The 25,939-nt window shown below is 60.4% G+C and carries 8 protein-coding genes; 3 read left to right on the forward strand and 5 right to left on the reverse strand.

Annotation, left to right across the window (positions count from 1 at the left end; translation table 11 throughout):
* Positions 1-333: 333 nt before the first annotated feature.
* Entirely contained in the window at positions 334-18,660 is an 18,327-nt protein-coding gene (locus J1G37_RS08335; RefSeq protein WP_207041061.1) for a retention module-containing protein, read from the forward strand.
* Between the two features lie 124 nt (positions 18,661-18,784).
* Positions 18,785-19,123: a hypothetical protein gene (locus J1G37_RS08340; RefSeq protein WP_017738335.1), complete on the forward strand. Its 339-nt coding sequence runs from the start codon at positions 18,785-18,787 to the stop codon at positions 19,121-19,123.
* Between the two features lie 56 nt (positions 19,124-19,179).
* Here the strand turns inward: J1G37_RS08340 and lapD are convergent, their stop codons facing one another.
* Together lapD and lapG are read right to left on the reverse strand one after the other, a co-directional pair.
* Complete coding sequence (lapD, locus tag J1G37_RS08345) at positions 19,180-21,126, reverse strand: cyclic di-GMP receptor LapD (RefSeq protein WP_207041062.1); 1,947 nt, start codon at positions 21,124-21,126, stop codon at positions 19,180-19,182.
* A gap of 11 nt (positions 21,127-21,137) precedes the next feature.
* Positions 21,138-21,830, reverse strand: a complete 693-nt coding sequence (gene lapG, locus J1G37_RS08350) for a cysteine protease LapG (RefSeq protein WP_207041063.1) — start codon at positions 21,828-21,830, stop codon at positions 21,138-21,140.
* 291 nt (positions 21,831-22,121) lie between these two features.
* On the opposite strand from lapG, the gene bcsQ reads away from it, so the two are divergent.
* Positions 22,122-23,081 (forward strand): cellulose biosynthesis protein BcsQ, encoded by a 960-nt coding sequence (gene bcsQ, locus J1G37_RS08355; protein WP_207041064.1) that lies wholly within the window; start codon positions 22,122-22,124, stop codon positions 23,079-23,081.
* Positions 23,082-23,323: 242 nt separating this feature from the next.
* Here bcsQ and J1G37_RS08360 read toward each other — a convergent pair whose 3' ends face one another.
* The 3 genes from J1G37_RS08360 to J1G37_RS08370 are packed head-to-tail and all read right to left on the reverse strand — an operon-like array spanning position 23,324 to position 25,915.
* Positions 23,324-24,511, reverse strand: coding sequence for a methyltransferase (locus J1G37_RS08360; RefSeq protein ID WP_207041065.1), 1,188 nt, complete (start codon positions 24,509-24,511; stop codon positions 23,324-23,326).
* Positions 24,492-25,181, reverse strand: coding sequence for an ABC transporter permease (locus J1G37_RS08365; RefSeq protein WP_025999969.1), 690 nt, complete (start codon positions 25,179-25,181; stop codon positions 24,492-24,494). The genes J1G37_RS08360 and J1G37_RS08365 overlap by 20 nt, the downstream gene beginning before the upstream one ends.
* Before the next feature lie 38 nt (positions 25,182-25,219).
* Positions 25,220-25,915 (reverse strand): ABC transporter permease, encoded by a 696-nt coding sequence (locus tag J1G37_RS08370; RefSeq protein ID WP_017738340.1) that lies wholly within the window; start codon positions 25,913-25,915, stop codon positions 25,220-25,222.
* Positions 25,916-25,939: the final 24 nt, after the last annotated feature.

Genomic DNA, 25,939 nt, shown 5'->3' on the forward strand with positions numbered 1-25,939 from the left:
TTCCCCGGGATTGGTTGCCTTAAAAACGCAACAAACGTGAAAAATTGCATTGGAATTGGCAACCGAAATGACTGCTTGTCATAGGAACCTGGTAGTCCAAACAGAAAGTCGCGAGCCGATTAAATATCAATGTGACATTACCGGGCGGATTGTTTAGGATGGCGCCAAATAGGTCAATACCTTGACGGAAAAGTAATTTGCTGAATTAAACAACAAATTATTGACGCCAAATTTATCACACTTAGTTACGTACTCCAGCTATCGAATCGGCATAGGTAATGAGGCCGGTCTCCATGATGGATACCCCGAACGGTAATACACGGAGAGTCTTTTATGAGCAGCGTTGCGGTCGTCAAAAGCATTGTCGGTCAAGTGTTTGCGGTATCCCCGGAAGGGATTCGTCGCCTGCTTGTAGAAGGGGATCGTCTGTTCGCCGGTGAGCAGGTTGATACGGGCGCAGCGGGCGCCGTGTCCCTGGAACTGGCCGATGGCCGCACCATCGACCTGGGCCGTGATACTCAGTGGAGCGCAAACGCTCCTGACTCCGTTACCGACCTCAGCGCCGCCACCGCTCAAGCCGCACCGTCCGTCGCCGAACTGCAGCAAGCCATCGCTGCCGGTGCCGACCCGACCCAAGACCTTGAAGCCACCGCAGCCGGCCCGACCTCTGCCGGCGCCGACGGCGCTGCTGGCGGCGGCCACAGCTTTGTCGTACTGGAAGCCACCGCAGGCGTGGTTGACCCTACCATCGGCTACCCGACGACCGGCTTGAATGCCGGTGACGCAGTGGGCACCACCCAAACCGGCGGCGCCGATAATAACGGCCCCGACGCGCGCAGCGTCACGATTACCCTGACCGCCACGCCAAGCATCACCGAAGCCGGTGGCGTCGTTGTCTACACCGTATTCATCACCCAGGCTCCGACCAGCGACCTGACCGTTACCTTGTCCAACGGCCTCTCCGTGGTGATCGCTGCCGGCCAGACCTCGGGCGCGCTGAACGTCACGTTCGCGGGTAACGACACGCCTTACCTGGACGCCTCGTCGATCTCCGCGACCATCACCGGCACCGCCGGCGGCGGCAACCTGATCATCACCACTGACCCGGCGCCAGCGGTTACCCAGATCAACGACACCATCGACACCACCACCGTCACGCTGACCGCGACCCCGTCGGTGAATGAAGGCGGCCAGATCGTCTACACCGCGACCGTGAACAACCCGGCGCAGACCGACGTCGTCATCAAGCTGTCCAACAACACCACCATCACCATCGAGGCCGGTAAGTCCTCCGGCACGGTCAGCGTCGACACGCCTGCCAACCTGGCAGATGGCAAAGACCTTACCGTCACCGCCACGATCACCAGCGCGACCGGTGGCAACTACGAAGACCTGGCGATCAATCCTGCGCCAGCAACTTCCACTGTTGTCGCTGTTGATGATCCAAGCGTATTAAAGCCGGATACCAACACAATCGCCGAAGATGGCGTCGCCACCGGCAACGTGCTGAGCAACGACAGCGACATCGACAACGTGTTGAGCGTGGCCACCTTCCAGGTGGGCGGTAATACCTACAACGCAGGTCAGACAGCCAATATCGAAGGCGTAGGTAGCATCACCATTGGTGCTGATGGTGCCTACACCTTTACCCCGGTCAAGGATTACAACGGTGAAGTGCCAACCATTGGCTACACCACCAACACCGGCTCCAGCAGCACGCTGAATGTGACGGTGACGCCGGTGAACGATGCGCCGGTGATCGAAGTGACGGGCAATACCCTGGTCGAAAATACCGCGGTCGCCGGTACTGTGGCGGGCACCTTTGTGGCCCGCGATGCAGAAACGCCAGCTGACCAGCTGAAAATCGCGTTTACGGGCGACAGCAACAAAGACGGTTACTACGCCATCGTTGATAACAATGTCGTGCTGACCCAGAAGGGTGCGGATTTTGTTAACGCCGGCAATCAACTGCCGAAGATCGACCTGACCGTCACCGACCCAGAAGGCCTGAACTCCACCGGTTCCGACCAGCCAGTGGTGAACCTGCATAACGACGTGCCGGTCATCACCGTTACAGCCAACACCCTGGAAGAAAACTCAGCCGTTGAGGGCACCGTCGCTGGTACCTTCGTTGCGAAAGACGAAGAAACTCCACGTGAAGGCCTGACCATCAGCTTCACGCCAGGCACCAACGACGCGGGCTACTACGCCATCGTTGGCAACAACGTTGTGCTGACCCAGGCGGGTGCGAACTTCGTCAACGCCGGCAACCAGCTGCCGAAGATTGACCTGACCGTTACCGATCCAGAAGGCCTGAACTCCAAGGGTTCCGACCAGCCGGTGGTCAACCTGCACAACGACGTGCCGGTCATCACCGTTACGGCTAACACCCTGGAAGAAAACTCGGCCGCTGAGGGCACTGTCGCCGGTACCTTCGTTGCGAAAGACGAAGAAACCCCGCGCGAAGGCCTGACTATCAGCTTCACGCCGGGCACCAACGACGCTGGCTACTACGCAATCTCTGGCAACAACGTTGTGCTGACCAAAGCCGGCGCTGACTTTGTTAACGCTGGTAACCAGCTGCCGAAGATCGACCTGACCGTTACTGATCCTGAAGGTCTGAACTCCAAGGGTTCCGACCAGCCGGTGGTCAACCTGCACAACGATGTGCCGGTGATTACTGTTACGGCTAACACTCTGGAAGAAAACTCTGCCGTCGAAGGCACCGTTGCCGGTACCTTCGTCGCCAAAGACGAAGAAACCCCACGTGACGGCCTGACCATCAGCTTCACGCCAGGCACCAACGACGCTGGTTACTACGCCATCGTAGGCAACAACGTTGTGCTGACCCAGGCGGGTGCGAACTTCGTCAACGCTGGTAATCAGCTGCCGAAGATCGACCTGACTGTTACCGATCCAGAAGGCCTGAACTCCAAGGGTTCCGACCAGCCAGTGGTGAACCTGCATAACGACGTGCCGGTCATCACCGTTACAGCCAACACCCTGGAAGAAAACTCAGCCGTTGAGGGCACCGTCGCCGGTACCTTCGTTGCCAAAGACGAAGAAACTCCGCGCGAAGGCCTGACCATCAGCTTCACGCCGGGCACCAACGATGCTGGTTACTACGCCATCGTTGGCAACAACGTAGTGCTGACCCAGGCGGGTGCGAATTTCGTCAACGCTGGCAACCAGCTGCCAAAAATCGACCTGACTGTTACCGATCCAGAAGGCCTGAACTCCAAAGGTTCCGACCAGCCAGTGGTCAACCTGCACAACGATGTGCCGGTGATTACTGTTACGGCCGACACCCTGGAAGAGAACTCGGCTACTGAGGGCACCGTCGCCGGTACCTTCGTTGCCAAAGACGAAGAAACCCCACGTGAAGGCCTGACCATCAGCTTCACGCCAGGCACCAACGACGCTGGCTACTACGCGATCTCCGGCAACAACGTTGTGCTGACCAAAGCAGGCGCGGACTTCGTTAACGCTGGCAATCAACTGCCGAAGATCGACCTGACTGTTACTGATCCAGAAGGTCTGAACTCCAAGGGTTCCGACCAGCCGGTGGTCAACCTGCATAACGACGTGCCGGTCATCACCGTTACCGCCAACACCCTGGAAGAGAACTCGGCCGCTGAGGGCACTGTCGCCGGTACTTTCGTTGCCAAAGACGAAGAAACCCCGCGCGAAGGCCTGACCATCAGCTTCACGCCAGGCACCAACGACGCTGGTTACTACGCCATCGTAGGCAACAACGTTGTGCTGACCCAGGCGGGTGCGAACTTCGTCAACGCTGGTAATCAGCTGCCGAAGATCGACCTGACTGTTACCGATCCAGAAGGCCTGAACTCTAAGGGTTCCGACCAGCCAGTGGTGAACCTGCATAACGACGTGCCGGTCATCACCGTTACCGCCAACACCCTGGAAGAAAACTCAGCCGTTGAGGGCACCGTCGCTGGTACCTTCGTTGCGAAAGACGAAGAAACTCCACGTGATGGACTGACGATCAGCTTCACGCCAGGCACCAACGACGCTGGTTACTACGCCATCGTAGGCAACAACGTTGTGCTGACCCAGGCGGGTGCGAACTTCGTCAACGCCGGCAACCAGCTGCCGAAAATCGACCTGACCGTCACCGACCCAGAAGGCCTGAACTCCAACGGTTCCGACCAGCCGGTGGTCAACCTGCACAACGATGTGCCGGTGATTACCGTTACGGCTAACACCCTGGAAGAAAACTCTGCCGCTGAGGGCACCGTCGCCGGTACCTTCGTCGCGAAAGACGAAGAAACCCCTCGTGATGGCCTGACGATCAGCTTCACGCCAGGCACCAACGACGCGGGTTACTACGCCATCGTAGGCAACAACGTTGTGCTGACCCAGGCGGGTGCAAACTTCGTCAACGCTGGTAATCAGCTGCCGAAGATCGACCTGACTGTTACCGATCCAGAAGGCCTGAACTCCAAGGGCTCCGACCAACCAGTGGTTAACCTGCATAACGACGTGCCGGTCATCACTGTTACCGCCAACACACTGGAAGAAAACTTGGCCGCTGAGGGCACCGTCGCCGGTACCTTCGTTGCCAAAGACGAAGAAACTCCACGTGATGGCCTGACGATCAGCTTCACGCCAGGCACCAACGACGCGGGTTACTACGCCATCGTAGGCAACAACGTTGTGCTGACCCAGGCGGGTGCGAACTTCGTCAACGCCGGCAACCAGCTGCCGAAAATCGACCTGACCGTCACCGATCCAGAAGGCCTGAACTCCAAGGGTTCCGACCAGCCAGTGGTGAACCTGCATAACGACGTGCCGGTCATCACCGTTACGGCCAACACCCTGGAAGAAAACTCGGCCACTGAGGGCACCGTTGCCGGTACCTTCGTTGCCAAAGACGAAGAAACTCCACGTGATGGCCTGACGATCAGCTTCACGCCAGGCACCAACGACGCGGGTTACTACGCCATCGTAGGCAACAACGTTGTGCTGACCCAGGCGGGTGCGAACTTCGTCAACGCCGGCAACCAGCTGCCGAAAATCGACCTGACCGTCACCGATCCAGAAGGCCTGAACTCCAAGGGTTCCGACCAGCCAGTGGTGAACCTGCATAACGACGTGCCGGTCATCACCGTTACGGCCAACACCCTGGAAGAAAACTCGGCCACTGAGGGCACCGTCGCCGGTACTTTCGTTGCCAAAGACGAAGAAACCCCACGCGAAGGCCTGACCATCAGCTTCACGCCGGGCACCAACGACGCGGGCTACTACGCCATCGTAGGCAACAACGTTGTGCTGACCCAGGCGGGTGCGAACTTCGTCAACGCTGGCAATCAACTGCCAAAAATCGACCTGACCGTCACCGATCCTGAAGGTCTGCACTCCAACGGTTCCGACCAGCCAGTGGTCAACCTGCATAACGATGCGCCTGTGATCGAAATTGCGGCCAACACCATTGTTGAGGACACCGCCAGCGAAGGCACCGTCGCCGGTACCTTCGTTGCCAAAGACGAAGAGACCCCGCGCGAAGGCCTGACCATCAGCTTCACGCCAGGCACCAATACGCAGGGCTACTACGCCATCTCCGGCAACAACATTGTGCTGACCAAGGCCGGCGCCGACTTCGTCAACGCCGGCAATCAACTGCCAAAAATCGACCTGACCGTCACCGACCCACAAGGCCTCCACTCCAACGGCACTGGCCAACCGACCGTCACCCTGGTCGATGACACCCCAACCGCCATCGACAACCACATCGAAGGCAACGAAGACACCCCAATCGAACTGACCTGGGCGACCTTCGGCGTTCAGGATGAAGACACCACCAGCCCAGGCGTGGTGTTCACCAGCCTGCCGGCCGGTTCCATCGAGTACAAAGTCGACGGCGAGTGGGTCAAGCTCACCACGGCCGATCTGAAAACCGACACTTCGGCAGGCAAGGTCTTCACCCAGGCTGACTTCGACGCGCACAACGTGCGTTACAGCCCGGCTGAGAACGAATCCGGCGATGACAGCTTCAGCGGCACCGGCGTGGGCAACAAGCAAGGTGACTACACCGAGCTGAAATTCCAGGCTACCGACGGCAACTCCTACAGCGACACCAAAACCATCACCGTGGATATCCACCCGGTGACGGATGTGCCGGTGCTGACCATCGGCCAAGTGCCAACCGGTTTGACCATTCAGACCTGGACCGGCGGCAACCTGCCGGGTGCCCTGGGCACCAACGGCCAAGGCGTGACCGACTCCAACACCCTGATCAAGGTAATCAACGGCCAAGCCGCCGGTAGCGCAGCCACCACGGGCGTGACCAGCGATGTCAACAACGGCAACGTGGCCGAAGGCACCGCGACCAAAGTCTCGGGCCTGGTTTACCTGGAAGCGGGCAAGAGCTACACCTTCACCGGTACGGCCGACGACAGCCTGGCGATCACTGTGGGCGGCAAGCTGGTTGCTTCCGAGACCTGGAGCCAAGGCAGCGGTATCAATGGCTCGGCCTTCACGCCGACCGAGTCGGGTTACTACACCCTCGACATCTACCACTACAACCAGAACGGCCCGGGCAACTACAACGTCAACGTGTCGGTCAACAACGGCCCGTCGGTATCGCTGGGCAGCAGCGGCGTGCAGACCTACACCAGTATCGAAGCGTTGAAAGACGCCGGCATGGTGCTGGGCGATAGCCACGTGGTGAATGGCGAAGGCTATTACACCGGCAACGTCTACAACCACGGCCTGGAAGACACCGCGATCAAGATCGCGCCGATTGACGTCAAGTTTGTCGACACCGACGGTTCGGAGTCCCACAAGGTCGAAATCAGCGGCCTGCCGGAAGGCACCGTGCTGACCGACGGCACCCATACCATCACCTCGACCGGCGCAAACACGCTGTACGACGTGAGCACCTGGAACCTGGGCACCCTGAGCGTTACCCCGTTCAAGGACTCGACCGCCAGCTTCGACCTGACCGTGAAAGCCACGGCCAAAGAGCTGAGCACCGGCGTTGAAGAGGTCACCACCGGCAAGATCAGTGTCGTGGTCACCGCGGTCAACGATGCCCCGGTACTGGGCAATGAATCGACCAACGCGTTCGGCGATACCTACATCGAAGGCAAGCCAGGCGGCTACGTCGCGGCGAACCTGACCATCACCGACGTCGACAACACCACCCTGCAAAGCGCCAAGGTCACGCTGGTCAACCACTTGACCGACGACGTGCTGATCGCGGATGTGAGCAACACCAAGATCACCGTCAGCTACGACAAGACCACCGGTGTGCTGACCCTGTCCGGCGAAGCGACCAAGGCTGAATACCAGGAAGTCCTGCGCTCGGTGCACTTCGCCAGCGAAAGCGAAGACCCAAGCCCGGTCAACCGCAACCTGACCATCACCGTGAACGACGGCCAGGCGGATTCGGCGCCAGTGACCTCCGTGATCTACGTGGTGCCGGTCAACGATGCGCCGGTGATCAGCTTCGAGAGCACCAAGTTCGTCGAGCAAAAAGGCGCGGTGGCACTGGTTGAAAAACTGAGCATCACCGACGTCGACAACCAAACCTTCAGCAAAGTGGTGGTCACCGTTGACCACCTGGTGTCTGGCGACCTGCTCACCAACGCCGACGTGCTCAAGGCCCTCGCCGTTGCCGGTATCACCATCACCGAAAGCGGCAGCGCCGCCGATGGCAAGATCGTCTACACCCTGACCAGCAACTTGCCGGCCGGCAGCAGCGCCGCCGACTTCATCAAGCTGGTTGAAGCGATCACCTTCCAGGCCCCGGGCAACAACCCGGCCGGCACTGATCGCACCGTGTCCATCTCCGTTACCGATAATGGTGGCGGCAACCTCGACCGTGAGCCGCCAGAAACCAGCACCGCGACTGGCAAGGTCACTGTCGAGCTGTTCAACGATGCCCCGACTGCAACCGGTAGCTCTACTGGCGCAGACGAAGACCACGGGGCCACGATCGTGCTGAGCGGCGCCGATGTGGACGGCACCGTTGCCAACTTCGTCATCACCAGCTTGCCGGAGAACGGCAAGCTGTACAGCGACGAAAGCATGACCACCGAACTCAAGGTCGGTGACTCGGTGCCTGCGGGCGCTGACGGCAAGGCGTTGGTCTACTTCAACCCAACGGCTGACTGGAGCGGCACAACGGCGGTCACTTTCACGGCGGTCGACAATGCCGGCAAAGCCAGCGACGTCACCACCGCTCCTGTGACCATTGCACCGGTCACTGACACCCCGCACCTGGGCCTGCTCGGTGGCGGCGTTGTCAGCGCGATCAACTTCGACAGCGCGAACCTCAACGGTTCGTGGGGCACCGTCGCAGTCGGCAATGCCAACAACGCAGCCGGCACCGGTCCTGCCACCGAGTGGAAGACCGGCAACAGCGACGGCAAAGTCGAAATCGGCCAAAGCAGCATCTACGGCGTCGAGACCCCGGGCAACAGCCAGGTCATCGAGCTGGAGAAAAATGCCGGCGACGACTCCAGCCTGTACACCATCATCAAGGCTGAAAGCGGCACCGCGTACTCCATCTCGGTCGACTACTCGCCGCGTGCCGGCGCCGAGAACAACTCGGTCATCGATGTATTCTGGGGCGGTGTCAAAATCGGCACCCTGGATACCACTGTCGTTGGCATGAAGACCTACACCTTCGTGGTGCCGGTGACTGCCGACGGCGACGCCAAACTCGAATTCAAGGCCCCGGCCGGCGAAGCCAACAACTCCCTTGGCGGCGTGATGGACAACATCAGCGTCACCCAGGTGCTGAACACCGGCCTGGAAGACCACGCGATCAAGTTGTCGGCGATTGACGCCTACGCTACCGACAAGGATGGCTCCGAGACCCTCAAGCTGGAAATCAGCGGCATTCCGGCAGGCGCGACCATTTCTGATGGCGCGGGCCACACCTTCACCGCGACGGCCGGCAATCAAAGCGTCGACATCAGCGACTGGAGCCGGGCCACACTGGTCTACAACCCGGTGGCAAACGCCTACGGAGTGGTAAACCTGACCGTGACCGCCACGGCGCAGGATGGCGATGCGTTGCCTAAGTCCGAGTCGATCACGCTGCCGATCAATGTGATTTCGGTCAACGACCTGCCCGTCATCGAAGTGGTCGCCAATGCCCTGGTGGAAGGCCAAGTGGCGGAAGGCACCGTTGCCGGTAACTTCACCGTCAGCGATGTTGAAACCCCGGTTGCCCAGCTGAAAGTCACCTTCACCGGCGACAGCAACAAAGACGGCTACTACACCCTCGTTGGCAATGCTGTTGTGCTGACCCTGGCGGGCGCGAACTTCGTCAACGCGGGTAACAAGCTGCCGGCGATTGATCTGACCGTGACCGATGCCGACAAAGGCAGCGCGCACGATGCGGCGACGCCGGATGTGACGTTGGTTAACGACGTGCCGGTGATCACTGTTGCTCCGGCTACGATTGAAGAGAACTCGGCTGCTGTGGGTACTGTTGCCGGTACGTTCACTGCGACTGACGAAGAGACCCCGCGTTCGGGTCTGACCATCACCTTCACTCCGGGCACCAACGCTGATGGTTACTACGCCATCGACGGCAACAATGTTGTGCTGACCAAGGCGGGTGCGGACTTCGTCAACGCGGGTAACCAGCTGCCGAAGATTGACCTGACTGTTACTGATCCAGCGGGCGCGCATTCGAATGGCGAAGGCCAGCCGACTGTGAACCTGGTTAACGATGTGCCGGTTATCACCGTTGCTCCGGCGACGATTGAAGAGAACTCGGCCGCCGTTGGTACCGTTGCCGGTACTTTCACTGCGACTGACGAAGAGACTCCACGTGACGGCCTGACCATCAGCTTCACTCCGGGTACCAACGACGCTGGCTACTACGCCATCGTTGGTAACAACGTAGTGCTGACCCAAGCGGGCGCGAACTTCGTCAACGCTGGTAACCAGCTGCCGAAGATCGACCTGACTGTTACTGATCCAGCGGGCGCGCATTCGAATGGCGAAGGCCAGCCGACTGTTAACCTGGTGAACGACGTGCCAGTCATCACCGTTGCTCCGGCCACCATCGAAGAGAACTCGGCCGCTGTAGGTACCGTCGCCGGTACCTTCACTGCGACGGACGAAGAGACTCCACGTTCGGGTCTGACGATCACCTTCACTCCGGGCACCAACGCTGGTGGTTACTACGCCATCGACGGCAACAATGTTGTGCTGACTAAGGCAGGCGCGGACTTCGTCAACGCGGGTAACCAGCTGCCGAAGATCGACCTGACTGTTACTGATCCAGCGGGCGCTCACTCGAACGGCGAAGGGCAGCCGACTGTTAACCTGGTTAACGATGTGCCGGTGATCACCGTTGCTCCGGCTATGATTGAAGAGAACTCGGCTGCCGTGGGTACCGTTGCCGGTACTTTCACTGCGACTGACGAAGAGACCCCGCGTTCGGGTCTGACCATCACCTTCACTCCGGGCACCAACGACGCTGGCTACTACGCCATTTCCGGCAACGACGTTGTGCTGACCAAAGCAGGTGCTGATTTCGTCAACGCGGGCAACCAACTGCCGAAGATCGACCTGACCGTTACCGATCCAGCAGGCGCGCACTCGAATGGCGAAGGCCAGCCGACCGTTAACTTGGTTAACGACGTGCCAGTCATCACCGTTGCTCCGGCTACGATTGAAGAGAACTCTGCCGCCGTTGGTACCGTTGCCGGTACTTTCACTGCGACTGACGAAGAAACCCCACGTTCGGGTCTGACCATCACCTTCACTGGCAACAGCAACTCGGCTGGCTACTACGCCATCGACGGCAACAATGTTGTGCTGACCAAGGCGGGTGCGGACTTCGTCAACGCAGGTAACCAGCTGCCGAAGATTGACCTGACTGTTACCGATCCAGCAGGCGCGCATTCGAATGGCGAAGGCCAGCCGACCGTTAACTTGGTTAACGACGTGCCAGTCATCACCGTTGCTCCGGCCACCATCGAAGAGAACTCGGCCGCTGTCGGTACCGTCGCCGGTACCTTCACTGCGACGGACGAAGAGACTCCACGTTCGGGTCTGACCATCACCTTCACGCCGGGCACCAACGACGCTGGCTACTACGCCATCGACGGCAACAATGTTGTGCTGACCAAGGCAGGTGCTGACTTCGTCAACGCTGGTAACCAGCTGCCGAAGATCGACCTGACTGTTACCGATCCAGCAGGCGCGCATTCGAATGGCGAAGGCCAGCCGACTGTGAACCTGGTTAACGATGTGCCGGTGATCACCGTTGCTCCGGCTACGATTGAAGAGAACTCGGCTGCTGTGGGTACCGTCGCCGGTACCTTCAACGCGACTGACGAAGAGACTCCACGTTCGGGTCTGACCATCACCTTCACTCCGGGCACCAACGACGCTGGCTACTACGCCATTTCCGGCAACGACGTTGTGCTGACCAAAGCAGGTGCTGATTTCGTCAACGCGGGCAACCAACTGCCGAAGATCGACCTGACCGTTACCGATCCAGCAGGCGCGCATTCGAATGGCGAAGGCCAGCCGACCGTTAACTTGGTTAACGACGTGCCAGTCATCACCGTTGCTCCGGCTACGATTGAAGAGAACTCGGCTGCTGTGGGTACCGTTGCCGGTACTTTCACTGCGACTGACGAAGAAACCCCACGTTCGGGTCTGACCATCACCTTCACTGGCAACAGCAACTCGGCTGGCTACTACGCCATCGATGGCAACAATGTTGTGCTGACCAAGGCGGGTGCGGACTTCGTCAACGCTGGCAACCAGTTGCCGAAGATCGACCTGACTGTTACTGATCCAGCAGGCGCGCATTCGAATGGCGAAGGCCAGCCGACTGTTAACCTGGTGAACGACGTGCCAGTCATCACCGTTGCTCCGGCCACCATCGAAGAGAATTCAGCTGCTGTAGGTACTGTCGCCGGTACCTTCACCGCGACTGACGAAGAGACTCCACGTTCGGGTCTGACCATCACCTTCACTCCGGGCACCAACAACGCTGGCTACTACGCCATTGATGGCAACAATGTTGTGCTGACCAAGGCTGGTGCGGACTTCGTCAACGCGGGTAACCAGCTGCCGAAGATCGACCTGACCGTTACCGATCCAGCAGGCGCGCATTCGAATGGCGAAGGCCAGCCGACTGTTAACCTAGTTAACGACGTGCCGGTTATCACCGTTGCTCCGGCCACGATTGAAGAGAACTCGGCCGCTGTCGGTACCGTCGCCGGTACCTTCACTGCGACTGACGAAGAGACTCCACGTTCGGGTCTGACCATCACCTTCACGCCGGGCACCAACGACGCGGGCTACTACGCCATCGACGGCAACAATGTTGTGCTGACCAAGGCAGGTGCTGACTTCGTCAACGCGGGCAACCAGCTGCCGAAGATCGACCTGACCGTTACTGATCCAGCGGGCGCTCACTCCAATGGCGAAGGCCAGCCGACCGTTAACCTGGTTAACGATGTGCCGGTGATTACCGTTGCTCCAGCTACGATTGAAGAGAACTCGGCCGCTGTAGGTACCGTCGCCGGTACCTTCACTGCGACTGACGAAGAGACCCCACGTTCGGGCCTGACCATCACCTTCACGGGCAACAGCAACTCGGCTGGCTACTACGCCATCGACGGCAACAATGTTGTGCTGACCAAGGCAGGTGCTGACTTCGTCAACGCTGGTAACCAGCTGCCGAAGATCGACCTGACTGTTACCGATCCAGCGGGCGCTCACTCGAATGGCGAAGGCCAGCCGAACGTCAACCTGCATAACGATGTGCCGGTGATCACCGTTACCGCCAACACCCTGGAAGAAAACTCGGTCACTACAGGCACCGTCGCCGGTACCTTCGTTGCGACCGACGAAGAAACTCCACGTGCTGGCCTGACGATCACCTTCACGGGTAACAGCAACGCTGCTGGCTACTACAGCATCTCCGGCAACAACGTCGTGCTGACCAAAGCAGGTGCTGACTTCGTCAACGCTGGCAACCAGCTGCCGAAGATCGACCTGACCGTCACCGACCCAGAAGGCCTGCACTCCAGCAACAACGCGCAGCCAGCGGTCAACCTGCACAACGACGTGCCGGTCATCACAGTTGTCGCCAACACCCTGGAAGAGAACTCGGTCACTACGGGCACCGTCGCCGGTACCTTCGTTGCGAAAGACGAAGAAACCCCGCGCGAAGGCCTGACCATCACTTTCACGGGCAACAGCAACTCGGCTGGTTACTACGCCATCTCTGGCAACAACGTCGTGCTGACCAAAGCAGGCGCGGACTTCGTCAACGCCGGCAACCAGCTGCCGAAGATCGACCTGACCGTCACCGACCCTGAAGGCCTGAACTCCAAAGGTTCCGATCAGCCGGTGGTCAACCTGCACAACGACGTGCCGGTCATCACCGTTACCGCCAACACCCTGGAAGAGAACTCGGTCACCACGGGCACCGTCGCCGGTACCTTCGTCGCCAAAGATGAAGAAACTCCACGCGAAGGCCTGACGATCACCTTCACGGGCAACAGCAACTCGGCTGGCTACTACGCCATCTCTGGCAACAACGTCGTGCTGACCAAAGCAGGTGCTGACTTCGTCAACGCCGGTAACCAGCTGCCGAAGATCGACCTGACCGTCACCGACCCAGAAGGCCTGAACTCCAACAACAACGCTCAGCCAGTGGTTAACGTGCACAACGACGTGCCGGTGATCACCGTTACAGCGAACACCCTGGAAGAAAACTCTGCTGCCGTCGGCACCGTCGCCGGTACCTTCGTTGCGACCGACGAAGAAACTCCACGTGCTGGCCTGACGATCACTTTCACTGGCAACAGCAACGCTGCCGGTTACTACGCGATCTCCGGCAACAACGTTGTACTGACCAAAGCAGGTGCTGACTTCGTCAACGCCGGCAACCAGCTGCCGAAAATCGACCTGACCGTTACTGATCCTGAAGGCCTGAACTCCAAAGGTTCCGACCAGCCAGTGGTTAACGTGCATAACGATGTGCCGGTGATCACCGTCACCGCCAACACCCTGGAAGAGAACTCGGTCACCACGGGCACCGTCGCCGGTACCTTCGTCGCCAAAGACGAAGAAACTCCGCGCGAAGGCCTGACCATCTCGTTCACGGGCAACAGCAACGCTGCCGGTTACTACGCGATCTCTGGCAACAACGTCGTGCTGACCAAAGCAGGCGCTGACTTCGTCAACGCGGGCAACCAGCTGCCGAAGATCGACCTGACTGTCACCGACCCAGAAGGTCTGAACTCCAGCAACAACGCGCAGCCAGTGGTCAACCTGCACAACGACGTGCCGGTGATCACCGTCACCGCCAACACCCTGGAAGAGAACTCGGTCACCACGGGCACCGTCGCCGGTACCTTCGTCGCCAAAGACGAAGAAACTCCACGTTCGGGTCTGACCATCACCTTCACCGGCAACAGCAACTCGGCTGGCTACTACGCCATCTCGGGCAACAACGTTGTGCTGACCAAAGCAGGTGCTGACTTCGTCAACGCCGGCAACCAGCTGCCGAAGATCGACCTGACTGTCACCGACCCAGAAGGTCTGAACTCCAGCAACAACGCGCAGCCAGTGGTTAACCTGCATAACGACGTGCCGGTCATCACCGTTACCGCCAACACCCTGGAAGAGAACTCGGTCACCACGGGCACCGTCGCCGGTACCTTCGTCGCGAAAGACGAAGAAACCCCACGCGAAGGTCTGACCATCACTTTCACGGGCAACAGCAACGCGGCTGGCTACTACGCCATCTCTGGCAACAACGTTGTGCTGACCAAAGCAGGCGCGGACTTCGTCAACGCCGGCAACCAGCTGCCGAAGATCGACCTGACTGTCGCTGACCCAGAAGGCCTGAGCTCCAACAACAACGCTCAGCCAGTGGTTAACCTGCATAACGACGTGCCAGTGATCGCGATCACGGCGACCACCATCGTTGAAGACACTGCCAAAGTTGGCACCGTGGCTGGTACCTTCACTGCGAGCGACGAAGAAACACCTGTTGCTCAGTTGAAGATTACCTTCACCCCCGGCACCAACGCGGATGGCTACTACAGCCTGTCCGGCAACAACGTGGTGCTGACCCAGAAAGGTGCTGACTTCGTCAACAAGGGCAACCAGCTGCCGAAGATCGACCTGACCGTTACCGACCCAGAAGGCCTGAACTCGCACAACGTGGCGCAGCCGACTGTGACCTTGGTCGACGACACCCCAACCGCCACCAACGGCAGCATCCAGAGCAACGAAGACACCCCGGTCGAACTGACCTGGGCCACCTTCGGCGTCAAGGATGAAGACTCGGCGAACCCGAAAGTGGTGTTCACCGCGCTGCCTGCCGGTTCCATCGAGTACAACGTCAACGGCGTGTGGGTCAAACTCACCACGGCAGATCTGGCAACCGCCACTTCGGCCGGCAAGGCCTTCAGCCAGGCGGACTTCGATAACCACAACGTGCGTTACAGCCCGGCGGATAACGAATCCGGCGACAGCAGCTTCGGCGGCACCGGCGTGGGCAACAAGCAAGGTCACTACACCGAGCTGAAGTTCCAGGCCACCGACGGCAACACCAACAGCGAGACCAAAACCATCACCGTGGATATCCATCCGCTGGCGGATGCCGGGGTTGTGACGGTGACTCAGGCCGGCGCTGCGGCCCAGGGCCTGGTCATCCAGACCTGGACGGGCGGCAACCTGCCGACCGCGTTGGGCACCAACGGTAACGGCGTGGTCAAATCCGACGACCTGATCAAGGTCATCGACGCCAAAACCGCTGCCAGCGCTGTGTCCACCGGTGTGATCCATACCGTGGCCAACGACAATGTGACGGCCACCACCGCGACCAAGGTCTCGGGCCTGATCTACCTGGAAGCCGGCAAGAGCTACACCTTCACCGGTACGGCCGACGACAGCCTGGCAATCACCGTGGGCGGCAAGTTGGTTGCGACCGAAACCTGGAGCAGCGGCAGCGCGATTACCGGTTCGGTCTACACGCCGACCGAGTCGGGCTACTACACCCTCGACATCTACCACTACAACCAGGCTGGCGCGGGCAACTACAACGTCAATGTGTCGATCAACAACGCCCCGTCGGTGTCGTTGGGCAGCAGCGGCATCCAGACCTACACCAGCATCGAGGCGTTGAAAGCCGCCGGTGCGGTGCTGGGCGACAGCCATGTGGTCAATGGCGAGGGTTACTACACCGGGTACGTCTACAACAGCGGCCTGGAAGACACCGTCATCAAGGTCAGCCCGATTACCGCCACGTTTGCCGATAACGACGGTTCGGAATTGCACAAGGTGGAAATCAGCGGCCTGCCGAAAGGCACCGTGATCACCGACGGCACCACCGGCCACACCTACACCTCGACCGGCACGGGCACGCTCTACGATGTCAGCACCTGGAACCTGAAAACCCTGACGCTCACGCCGGTCAAGGATTCCACCGGTACCTTCGACCTGACCGTGAAGGCAACCTCCACCGAGCAGAGCACCGGTGAAACGGTGACGTCGAGCGGCAAGGTGAGCATCGTGATCACCCCGGTCAACGACGCCCCAGTCCTGGACCTCAGCACCGCAGACGGCGCTCTCGCCACCGGCTACAGCACCTCGTACACCGAGCGTTCCGACGCTGGCGTGGCGATCACCGCCAGCGTGGGCATTGCCGACGTCGACAGCACGCAGATGCAAAGTGCGACCATCACCCTGAAAAACGCCAGTTCGGGCGATCAGCTCAGCTCCAGCCTGATTGCGGTGGGCGGTACTTACAAAGGCGTGACCTTGACCAGCGTCGGTACCGACGTCAGTGGCAAGATCGTGCTGACGCTCTCGGGCGCAGCGGATTCGGCCACTTACAAGGCGCTGCTGGAGTCGTTCCAGTACTCCAGCACCAGCAAGTACCCGACCACCGGTGATCGTCTCATCGACATCTCCGTGAAGGACAGCGCCGGTTCCGACAGCTTGAGCTCCTCGGTCGCCACCAGCACCATCACGGTCAAGCCGCAGGTTTACACCTTGAACCTGGAAGGCGGCGCGGGTGCCGATACCATCGACCTGGGTTCCAGCTCGGCGAACAACATTGTGGTTGGCGACAAAGGCGGCATCACCAACCCGGGCACCAACTACAACATCGCGTTCCTTGTGGACACGTCGGGCAGTATCGGCTCCAGCGCCATGAAGTCGATCAAAGACCAGCTCTCGAGCATCTTCGATACCTTGATTGCCAATGCCGCTACTAAAGATTCGGGCGTTGTGAAAGTGCTGCTGGTGAATTTCGACACCCGCGTCCAGTCCGAAGTCTCGGTCAACCTGGCCGACAAAACCGCTGCCAAGGCTGCCTTGCAGGCCGTGTTGAACCAGATGGTGTCCAATTCCAGCGACATGACCAACTACCAGGACGCCTTCAAAGCTGCCTCGGATTGGTTCAAGAGCAGCGACGCCACCAGCAACGTGGGCGCAAAAAATCTCACATACTTCATCACCGACGGTTCGCCGAACGTGTACACCGACGTGCAGGGCAACCCAAACCTGAACAGCGGCCGGGGCTCGTCCGTTTACTTCGACAACGTGGTGAACAACTCCAATTACGTCCTGGGCCAGAGCAATTCTGTCTACGCTGTGATCAATGGCAGCTGGCGGGTGGTTGTCGATGGCAGCGGTAAGGTTTACTCCTACGACAGCCGCGGCAACTCGACCTATGAAGGTACGGTTGTGGCCAACAGCAATGGCGGCTTTGACGTTGCTGCTGTCTACCAGAGCTCCAATACCGCACTGGCAAACGCCAAGACGGCCTACAGCGATCTGGTCAACGCGGTGCCCGACAAAGTCGTGGTCGAGGCGATCGGCTTGGGTTCAAGCATCGATACTGCGGTGCTCAAGCAGTTCGACACCGACCAGTCGGTTTCGACCATCGACACCGCGAAGCTGGCAGACGCCATCACCGGCCACACCGCCGATGCGGGTGCGGACAACGTGTCCGGTGGTTCGGGCAACGACATCCTGTTCGGCGACTTGATCAGCTACAAAGGTCAGGAAGGCAACGCGGCACTCAAGGCTTTCGCTGCCGAGAAGCTGTCCATCGCGGTTGATCAGCTGGATGACCGCACCTTGCACCAGTACATCACTGAGCACGTGCAGGACGTCGGGGCCTTGGCCAACGCGTCGAACATCTATGGCACCAACGATGGCGCCGACACGTTGATCGGCAATGCCGGCAACGACATCCTGTTCGGCCAGGGCGGCAACGACAAACTCTCCGGTGGTGCCGGTAACGACATCCTCGTGGGCGGCAAGGGCAATGATGTGCTGACCGGTGGCGCAGGTGCCGATACCTTCGTCTGGCTCAAAGGCGATACCAACACCAACGGTGGCTTTGACCAGATCACGGACTTCAAGCACAGCGAAGGCGACAAGCTGGACCTGTCCGACTTGCTGCAAGGCAATAACGACACCAACTTGGCGAACTACCTGAAGTTGACCACCGACTCGTCGGGCAACTCGACGCTGAGCGTGAGCAGCACCGGTTCGTTCACCACCAGTGGCGGTACGGCCGATGTGACGATCAAGGTCGATGGCGCGAACTGGGGCAACGGCAGCAGCGCGATCAACAACCTGATCGCCGGTGGCGACCTGACCGTCAAGCACCACGACTGATCACCACCGGGGCGGCAATCTTTCGGGATTGGCGCCCCAGTGGCATCGGCTTCGGGAAAATGTGTGTAATCTCTGTGGGCGTCGTGCGCGGCGCCTGCAGGGATTTTTTATTGGGAGAACGCTGATGTTCTACGTGCAACGCGATCAAAACAACGCTTTGGTACGCGTCGAGGCGCAGGCCTACGCGGAAGCCACCGAGACGCTACCGGCTGACCATCATGAGATCCAGGCGTGGTTTGCCGGCGATGAGATCGAAGACAGCCTCAAGCAGCTCAAGAACAGTGACCTTGAGATGATTCGAGTGCTGGACGACTTGATTCAGGTGCTGACCTCCAAAGGCGTGATCCGCATCACCGACTTGCCGCCGGCAGCACAGGCCAAGTTTCTGGAGCGGACCCAGGCCCGGGCGGCGCTGGGCGGCTTGAGTGAGCTGATCAATGACGATGAGACCGGCCTGATCTGAACACCGCACACCTCCTTCACGGCATCAGCGTCAAGGAGGCATGAGGCTTCGACGTTTTACTTCCAGGGCGCCGGTTCACCGACCAGTTGGCCTTGCACCCCTTCTACACCCATCTCGCGGATTACCCGCAACTCACCCTCGGTTTCCACGCGCTCGGCAATCAACGGCAGGTCAATGCTGTGGGCGGCCCGCTGGATGGCCTCGATAAAGATGCGTTTGTGGCTTTCCTGGTCAATGGCGCGGATGTAGCTGCCATCGATCTTGAGGTAGGCCAGGCCCAGGTGCGCCAGGTTGCCGATCATGCTGAAGCGCCCACCGAAACGTTGCAGGCCGAGGCTGTAGCCCAGGCTGCGCATGCGCCGGATGAGTTGCTCCAACTGGGTTTGCTCGGGCACTTGCTCTTCGCCGATTTCCAGGGTCAGGCGCGGCCCCAAGGTTGGGTGCTGGGCCAGGCGTTCGAAGATCTGCTCCATGGCCTGCGGGTCGTTCAGCGTGGCGGCGGAGAGGTTCAGCGCCACCGACTGGTTATGCTGGGCCAATTGCTTGATGACCAGATCGAGCATCACTTGATCGAGGCGCGCGGTCCAGCCGAAGCGTTCCAGCCACGGCAGGAAATGACCGGCCGCAATGGTTTGGTCCTCGTTGTCGAGCAGGCGCGACAACACCTTGTAGTGCAGCACTCGCTGGGTATCGCTGCTGCTCACCACCGGCTGGAAGAACAGGCGGAAACGCCCTTGCTTCAGGGCATGGTCGAGCAGGGTATGCCAGCTGTGCGGGTCATCGCTGACGGTGCCAGCGGTGTGGTGTTCCAGGCACACCCAGCTCTGGCTGCTGCTGGCTTCCGCTTGGGTCAGGGCCTGGTCGGCCAGTTTCAACAGATCGGCCGAGGCGTCGCCGGGGTTGTACGGGGCGAGGCCGATGTAGGCCACGGTGGGCATGTCGGTGGCGCCGGTTTCGTACAGGCTCTGCAAGGTGGCTTCCAGCTCCTGGGCGAGTTGCCGGGCTTCGTCACGCACCAGGCCCGGTGCGAGCACCGCGAATTCACCGCCACGGCTGCGGGTGATCAGGTTGTGGGTTTCCGGGTATTTGGCGCAGGTGCGCACCAGTTGCTGGCTGACGGCTTGCAGCAATTGGTCGGTGCGTTGCCCGCCGAGGCGCTGGTTGAGGCCGCCGAGGTCGTTGACGCGCAGCATCAGCAGGTAGCCGGAGCTGGGTTCTTCCAGGTTGCTGACGCGGGAGCTGAGCTGCATCTCGAAATAGCGCCGGTTGGCCAGGCCGGTCAGGCTGTCCTGGTAGGACTCGACGCGCAGCTTCTCGCTGCGCTCGGTCTGCTCGTGGAACAGCGCCTTGAGTTTCTCCACCATCTGGTTCATGGCTTGCACCACGCGGCGCAATTCCGGGGTGCGCGGCAGGTCCGGCAGGCTGAGGAATTCACGACGGGCAATCGCATGGGATTGCTCGACCATATAGTCCAGCGGCCGGAGCTGACGGCGCAGCAACAAGGCCCCGAGGATCGCACTCGCCGCCCCGCACAGCAGCAGCCAACCGAGGCTGCCGAGGGCGCTTTGCCAGAGTTTGGCCAGGGCGAACATCGGGTGGCTGACCACCTCCACGCGCGCCGCCTGCTGCCAGCCACGGCTGACGATGGCATCGCCGCCGGCCGGCGCCAGGCCGATCATCTTCACGAACCAGGCCGGCACGCCGTTGGCGTCGGGTTCGGCGGAGCGCTCCACCAGCACCTGGTCATTGCTCAGGTCGATCACGCGGATGCTGGCGTAGTAGCCACTGTCAAAGATCGAGCTGACCATCAGTTCGGTCATCGCCGGGTCATCGATGTTCGGCGTCAGCGACAGCGCCAGCGCGGTAGCCGCGTCCTGGGCGTGGGAGCGCAGCTGGTTGACGTACTGGGTACGCGAGCTTTCCAGGCTGACCACGAAGCTACCGCTGAAGGCGACCACGAGAAACACACAGATAGCGATCAGCAATTGTTTGAACAGTGACATCGTAGCTCCTGTTAATTATCCGAACTGGCCGGAAACCCTTCGGCGGTCATTTTCTTCAAGACATCCTGCCAGCGCGACAGGCGCTTGGTGTCACCGACTTTCTTATTGCCCGCCGCCCCGGTCAGCCACAGCCCTTCGCCGTTGAACGCGTAGACCGGCAGCAAGTCGGTGCGCTGGCTGGCGGGCAGGATCGGGTCCATCAGGCTGTCCAGGACCAACGGCATGGCTTCGGGGCTGGCGTAATAGGTCAGCACCATGTGCGCACGGTTCTGGCGCAAGGCCTTGACGTAGGTAATACGCAGCTTGTCGGCCGGGATGCCGAGGTTACGCAGGCTGAAATACTTGGCGATGGCGTAGTCTTCGCAGTCACCGGCGCCTTTCCACAGGGATTGAATGGGGGTCGCCCAGTAATCAATCTCGTGCCACAGGTCGATATCTTCTTCGTACTTCATCTGCCGGTTGAAGAACAGGTTGACCACTTTGAGTTGCTCAAGCTCGCCGATTTGCTTCTGCGTCGACAGCAAGTTCTGCCAGGCATCGATGCGTTGGCGCCCGGCGCCCAGTGGGCCATAGAGCGCCTCGGCACGGCGGCTGATCTGGCTGAAGTCCCAATCGGCATGCAAATCGCCCAGCAGCCCGCCACCCAGCATCAGCGTGATGGCAAAACCGAACAGAATCCGGGGGATTTTAAAGCGTATCGCCACAGCTATACCCGAGCTTGCAGCCTGGAAGGTGCGGCAATGGTGCGGTGATAGCGGGTAAAAAACAATGGCACGGTGAAATCACGGGGCCATAAATAACGGGATTTAAACGTCAGTAAATTGGCTGTTTTCCGCTCGTCCGAAAGAGCGCCGAGAATAACATCAAAATAATGACACTCCCTGATCTCTGTCACAAAATGGCCCAACGAAAGCGCCTACAAAAAGACTGCGGTAAGCCCCTTGTTTCTTGCCGACCTCCCACGTCTTTAAACGCGCCGTGAAGGAGCTCCGGCCATGAGCCGCACTGATGATCTGTTTGCCCTGTTCGGCAAGGGCGTGTCCCGCGACCCCGAAGGGCGCAAAGCTCGACTGCACTTTTTCGGCACCATCCCCTTCGATGATGGCACTCGCGTGAATGCGAAGGACGGTTCGCGCTTCAGCGCCAACACGCCGTATGCCTACGAACACGCCCTGCCTTTTGATGCGAACGCGCCGCACCCGACCGTAATGGCCGTGGTCTCCGTCAATGGTGGCGTTGGCCGCAGTACCCTGGTCACGGCACTGAGCAGCGGCTTGCAGCGCCTGGGCGAGTCGGTGGTGGCATTGGACCTCGACCCGCAGAACGCCTTGCGCCAGCACTTTGGTGTGGGCCATGAGCTACCGGGCATCGGCCGTACCAGCCTGATCAATGGGCAGTGGCAGAGCGTCTTGCAAACCGGGTTTGCCGGTTGCCAGGTGATGCCCTTTGGCGACACCGATGTGCAGCAGCAGGAAAACCTCCAGCGCTGGCTTACCCGTGAGCCGACTTGGCTGGCGCAGCGCCTGTCGGTGCTGAGTTTGAGCGCGCTCCAGACGGTGATCATCGATACGCCCGCTGGCAATAATGCGTACCTGCACCAAGCGCTGAACGTCGCCGACATCGTGCTGGTGGTGGTGCAGCCGGACGCCGCCTGCCTCGGCACGCTGGACCAGATGGAGGCCTTGTTGGCGCCTTACCGTGAGCGCCATCACCCGCCGCGTTGTCACTTCGTCATAAACCAGCTGGATGAACATTCGGCGTTCAGCCTGGACATGGTCGAAGCGTTCAAGCTGCGCCTGGGTGAACAGCTGCTGGATGTCGTGCACCGCGACCTGGCCTTCAGCGAAGCCCTGGCCTTTGGTTCGGACCCGCTGGACAACGTGGGCCAGAGCCTCGCCAGCGACGATATCAACGAGCTGTGCCGTGTACTGACCCGGCCAACAACCACGCCTTGAGCGGTCGCGTTATAGGCAAGATGCCAGATGCTTATGCACAATTGGTTGGTTGCTGCCGCGATTCAACAGCGATTGTGTGGATCTGTTCTCAACACGTCGCAACTGCCTGTTTTGCGAGTGTTTTATTTTGTGAACAAAAAATGAACAGCCTGGCTTTTGGCCCGTAATGCAGATGGCTACAGGCGCTGTAAAGATTTCATCAACAGAGTTATCCACAGGCTTGGCTGCGACAATCTTGCCCTTTAATCGCGCTCGGCAAGCACCATCAAGTTGCGCGGCGTCAATGTAGCTTCGCAGAAGCTGCCCACCTCAACCCTGTAGCCGTTTTCGCGCAGGAACAGTGCCCGATCCAGCACCAGCCATAGTTCCAACGGGCGCCGAAACAGACCACGCACCAATTCCAGGTTTCTGACCTCGGCCAGGCGCTGCCAGCCGTGCGCCTCCAACGCATGCCAATCTTGCTCACCTGTGGATAACCCTTTGAGCGTCGCCAGTTCCCGGCAGTAGTCGGCGAAGGGTTTGTCCAGCCAGGCGCTGGGGAGAGAAGGGGTGGGCAAGTAGTCGTCGCAGCCGCGCAGTTGCCGTTGCAGGTGATCGAAACCCAGGCGCCGCGCCATGGAGGTGTCGCGCTGGCGACGCACGCGGGCGCCGGCGGTGACGGTTTCGCTGAGAGGCAGGCCAAGGTCGTCGATAGACAACTGCAACGCCGAGGCCTGGCCTGCGCTGGACAGGGCTTGATAACGCTCTGCGCCGATGCGGTTGTAGCAGCAGGGCGCCAGGGCCAGTTGTTTGCAGCCGACGCTGCTGGCCAGTTGCAGCAGGCGCACGTGCAGGTCACCGCAGGCGTGCAGGGCGACGGGCGTGTGCTCGGCGCTGAGCGCGACGTCGGCCATCACATCTTGCAGGCGATGGGTCACGGGCAGGCCGTGGTGTTCGCTCAAGGCCTGGCCGGCGGCGATCAGTGCGGGGTCATATTCCAGGCAGGTCAGGTGTTGCCCGCTTTGCAGCAAGCGACGGCCGAGGTGGCCCTTGCCGGCGCACCAATCCAGCCAGTGTGTCGGCGTTGCGGAAAATCCCAGTGCGGCGCCAAAGGCTTCGATCTGTTGCCATTTGCGCCCGGGTACATCGACATTCAGGCGATGGCGGGCCGGATCAAGGGGCGTCGTCGGTAACTTATCCACAGCACTGAGCGCCAACGCCTCGGCTGCCAGTTGTGGAAACGGTGCGGGGGCAGCTAGGTCATGGGGATGGTTGTGGACGGTTTCAGCGTCTGCCAACGAACGTTGGCGCAGCCAGTGGGAGAGCGCGGGGTGTTCGGCTTCCCAGGAGAGTTGCCGGTGGGTGAAGGGCCGTGGTCGCCACAGCCCTTGGTGTTCGCACAGGAACCGATCCAGCGCCTCGAATCGGGCCTCAACGTCCCTGGCAGGCATCAACGCGCAGCCAGCGTTCCAACAGCTTGAAGCCGCGCACCAGAATGTAGGCCATCAGCAGGTAGAACAGCCCGGCGGCGAAGAAGATCTCCACCGGCAAATAGGTGCGGGCGATGATGGTGCGGGCCATGCCGGTCAGTTCCAGCAGGGTCACGGTACTGGCCAGGGCGCTGGCCTTGAGCATCAGGATCACTTCGTTGCTGTACGCCGGCAGGCCGATGCGCGAGGCGCGCGGCAGGATGATGTAGAACAGCGTCTTCGGCTTGGACATGCCCAGGGCACGCGCCGCTTCGATCTCACCCGGTGGGATCGCCTGGATCGCGCCGCGCAGGATCTCGGCGATATAGGCGGCGGTGTGCAGGGTCATGGTGGCGGTGGCACACCAGAACGGATCGCGCAGGTACGGCCACATGAAACTCTCGCGCACTGCATCGAACTGCGCCAGGCCGTAGTAGACCAGGAACAACTGCACCAGCAGCGGCGTACCGCGGAAGAAGAAGATGTAGGCGTAGGGCAGGGCGCTCACGTACCAGCGCCGCGAGGAACGGGCGATACCCAGCGGAATCGCCAGCAGCAGGCCGGCGATCACGGCGATGGCCACCAGCTCCAGGGTGAGGATCGCGCCCTGGGCCAGTTTGGGCAGCCACTTGATGATTACGGCCCAGTTCAGGCCCAGGTCGAAATGCGCCAGCCAGCTGTAGTCGCCGCTCATTGGGTGCTCCTTGCAAAGCCGCGGGCGGCGCGTTTTTCCAGGAAGTGCATGGCGGTCATCGCCAGGACGGTGAGGCCCAGGTACATGAAGGCCGCGACCATGAAGAAGGTGAAGGGCTGCTTGGTCACGGTCACGCCGATCTGCGCGTGGCGCATGATTTCTTCCAGGCCGATCACCGACACCAGCGCGGTGTCCTTCATCAGGATCATGAACAGGTTGCCCAGGCCCGGCAGGGCGATACGCCACATCTGCGGCATGATCAGGCGGGTGAAGATGCGAAACTTCGACAGGCCCAGTGCCACACCGGCTTCGCGGTGGCCCTTGGGAATGGCGAGGATCGCGCCACGGAACACTTCGGTAGCGTAGGCGCCAAAGCACAGGCCCAGGGCGATGACCCCGGCGGCAAAGGCGCTGAGGGACAGGTCGGGGTTACCGAAGAACTCGCCGAGGGCACGCATCAGGTTGACCGTGCCGAAATAAATCAGCAGTACCCACAGCAGTTCGGGAATGCCGCGCACGAGGGTCGAGTAAGCGCCGCCAAGCCATTGCAGCGGCTTGTACGGGGACGTCTTGGCCAGGGCGCCGGCCAGGCCGAGCACCAGCCCCAGGCACAGTGCCGTGAGCGCCAGTTTGACGGTCATCAGCGCACCAGCGGCAAGCGCGGGGCCGAATCCGTAGAGATCGAAATTCATGGTGTTTTCATATCGCAAGGCATT

It is taken from the genome of Pseudomonas sp. Marseille-Q1929, assembly GCF_017316265.1.
Classification (GTDB): Bacteria; Pseudomonadota; Gammaproteobacteria; order Pseudomonadales; family Pseudomonadaceae; genus Aquipseudomonas.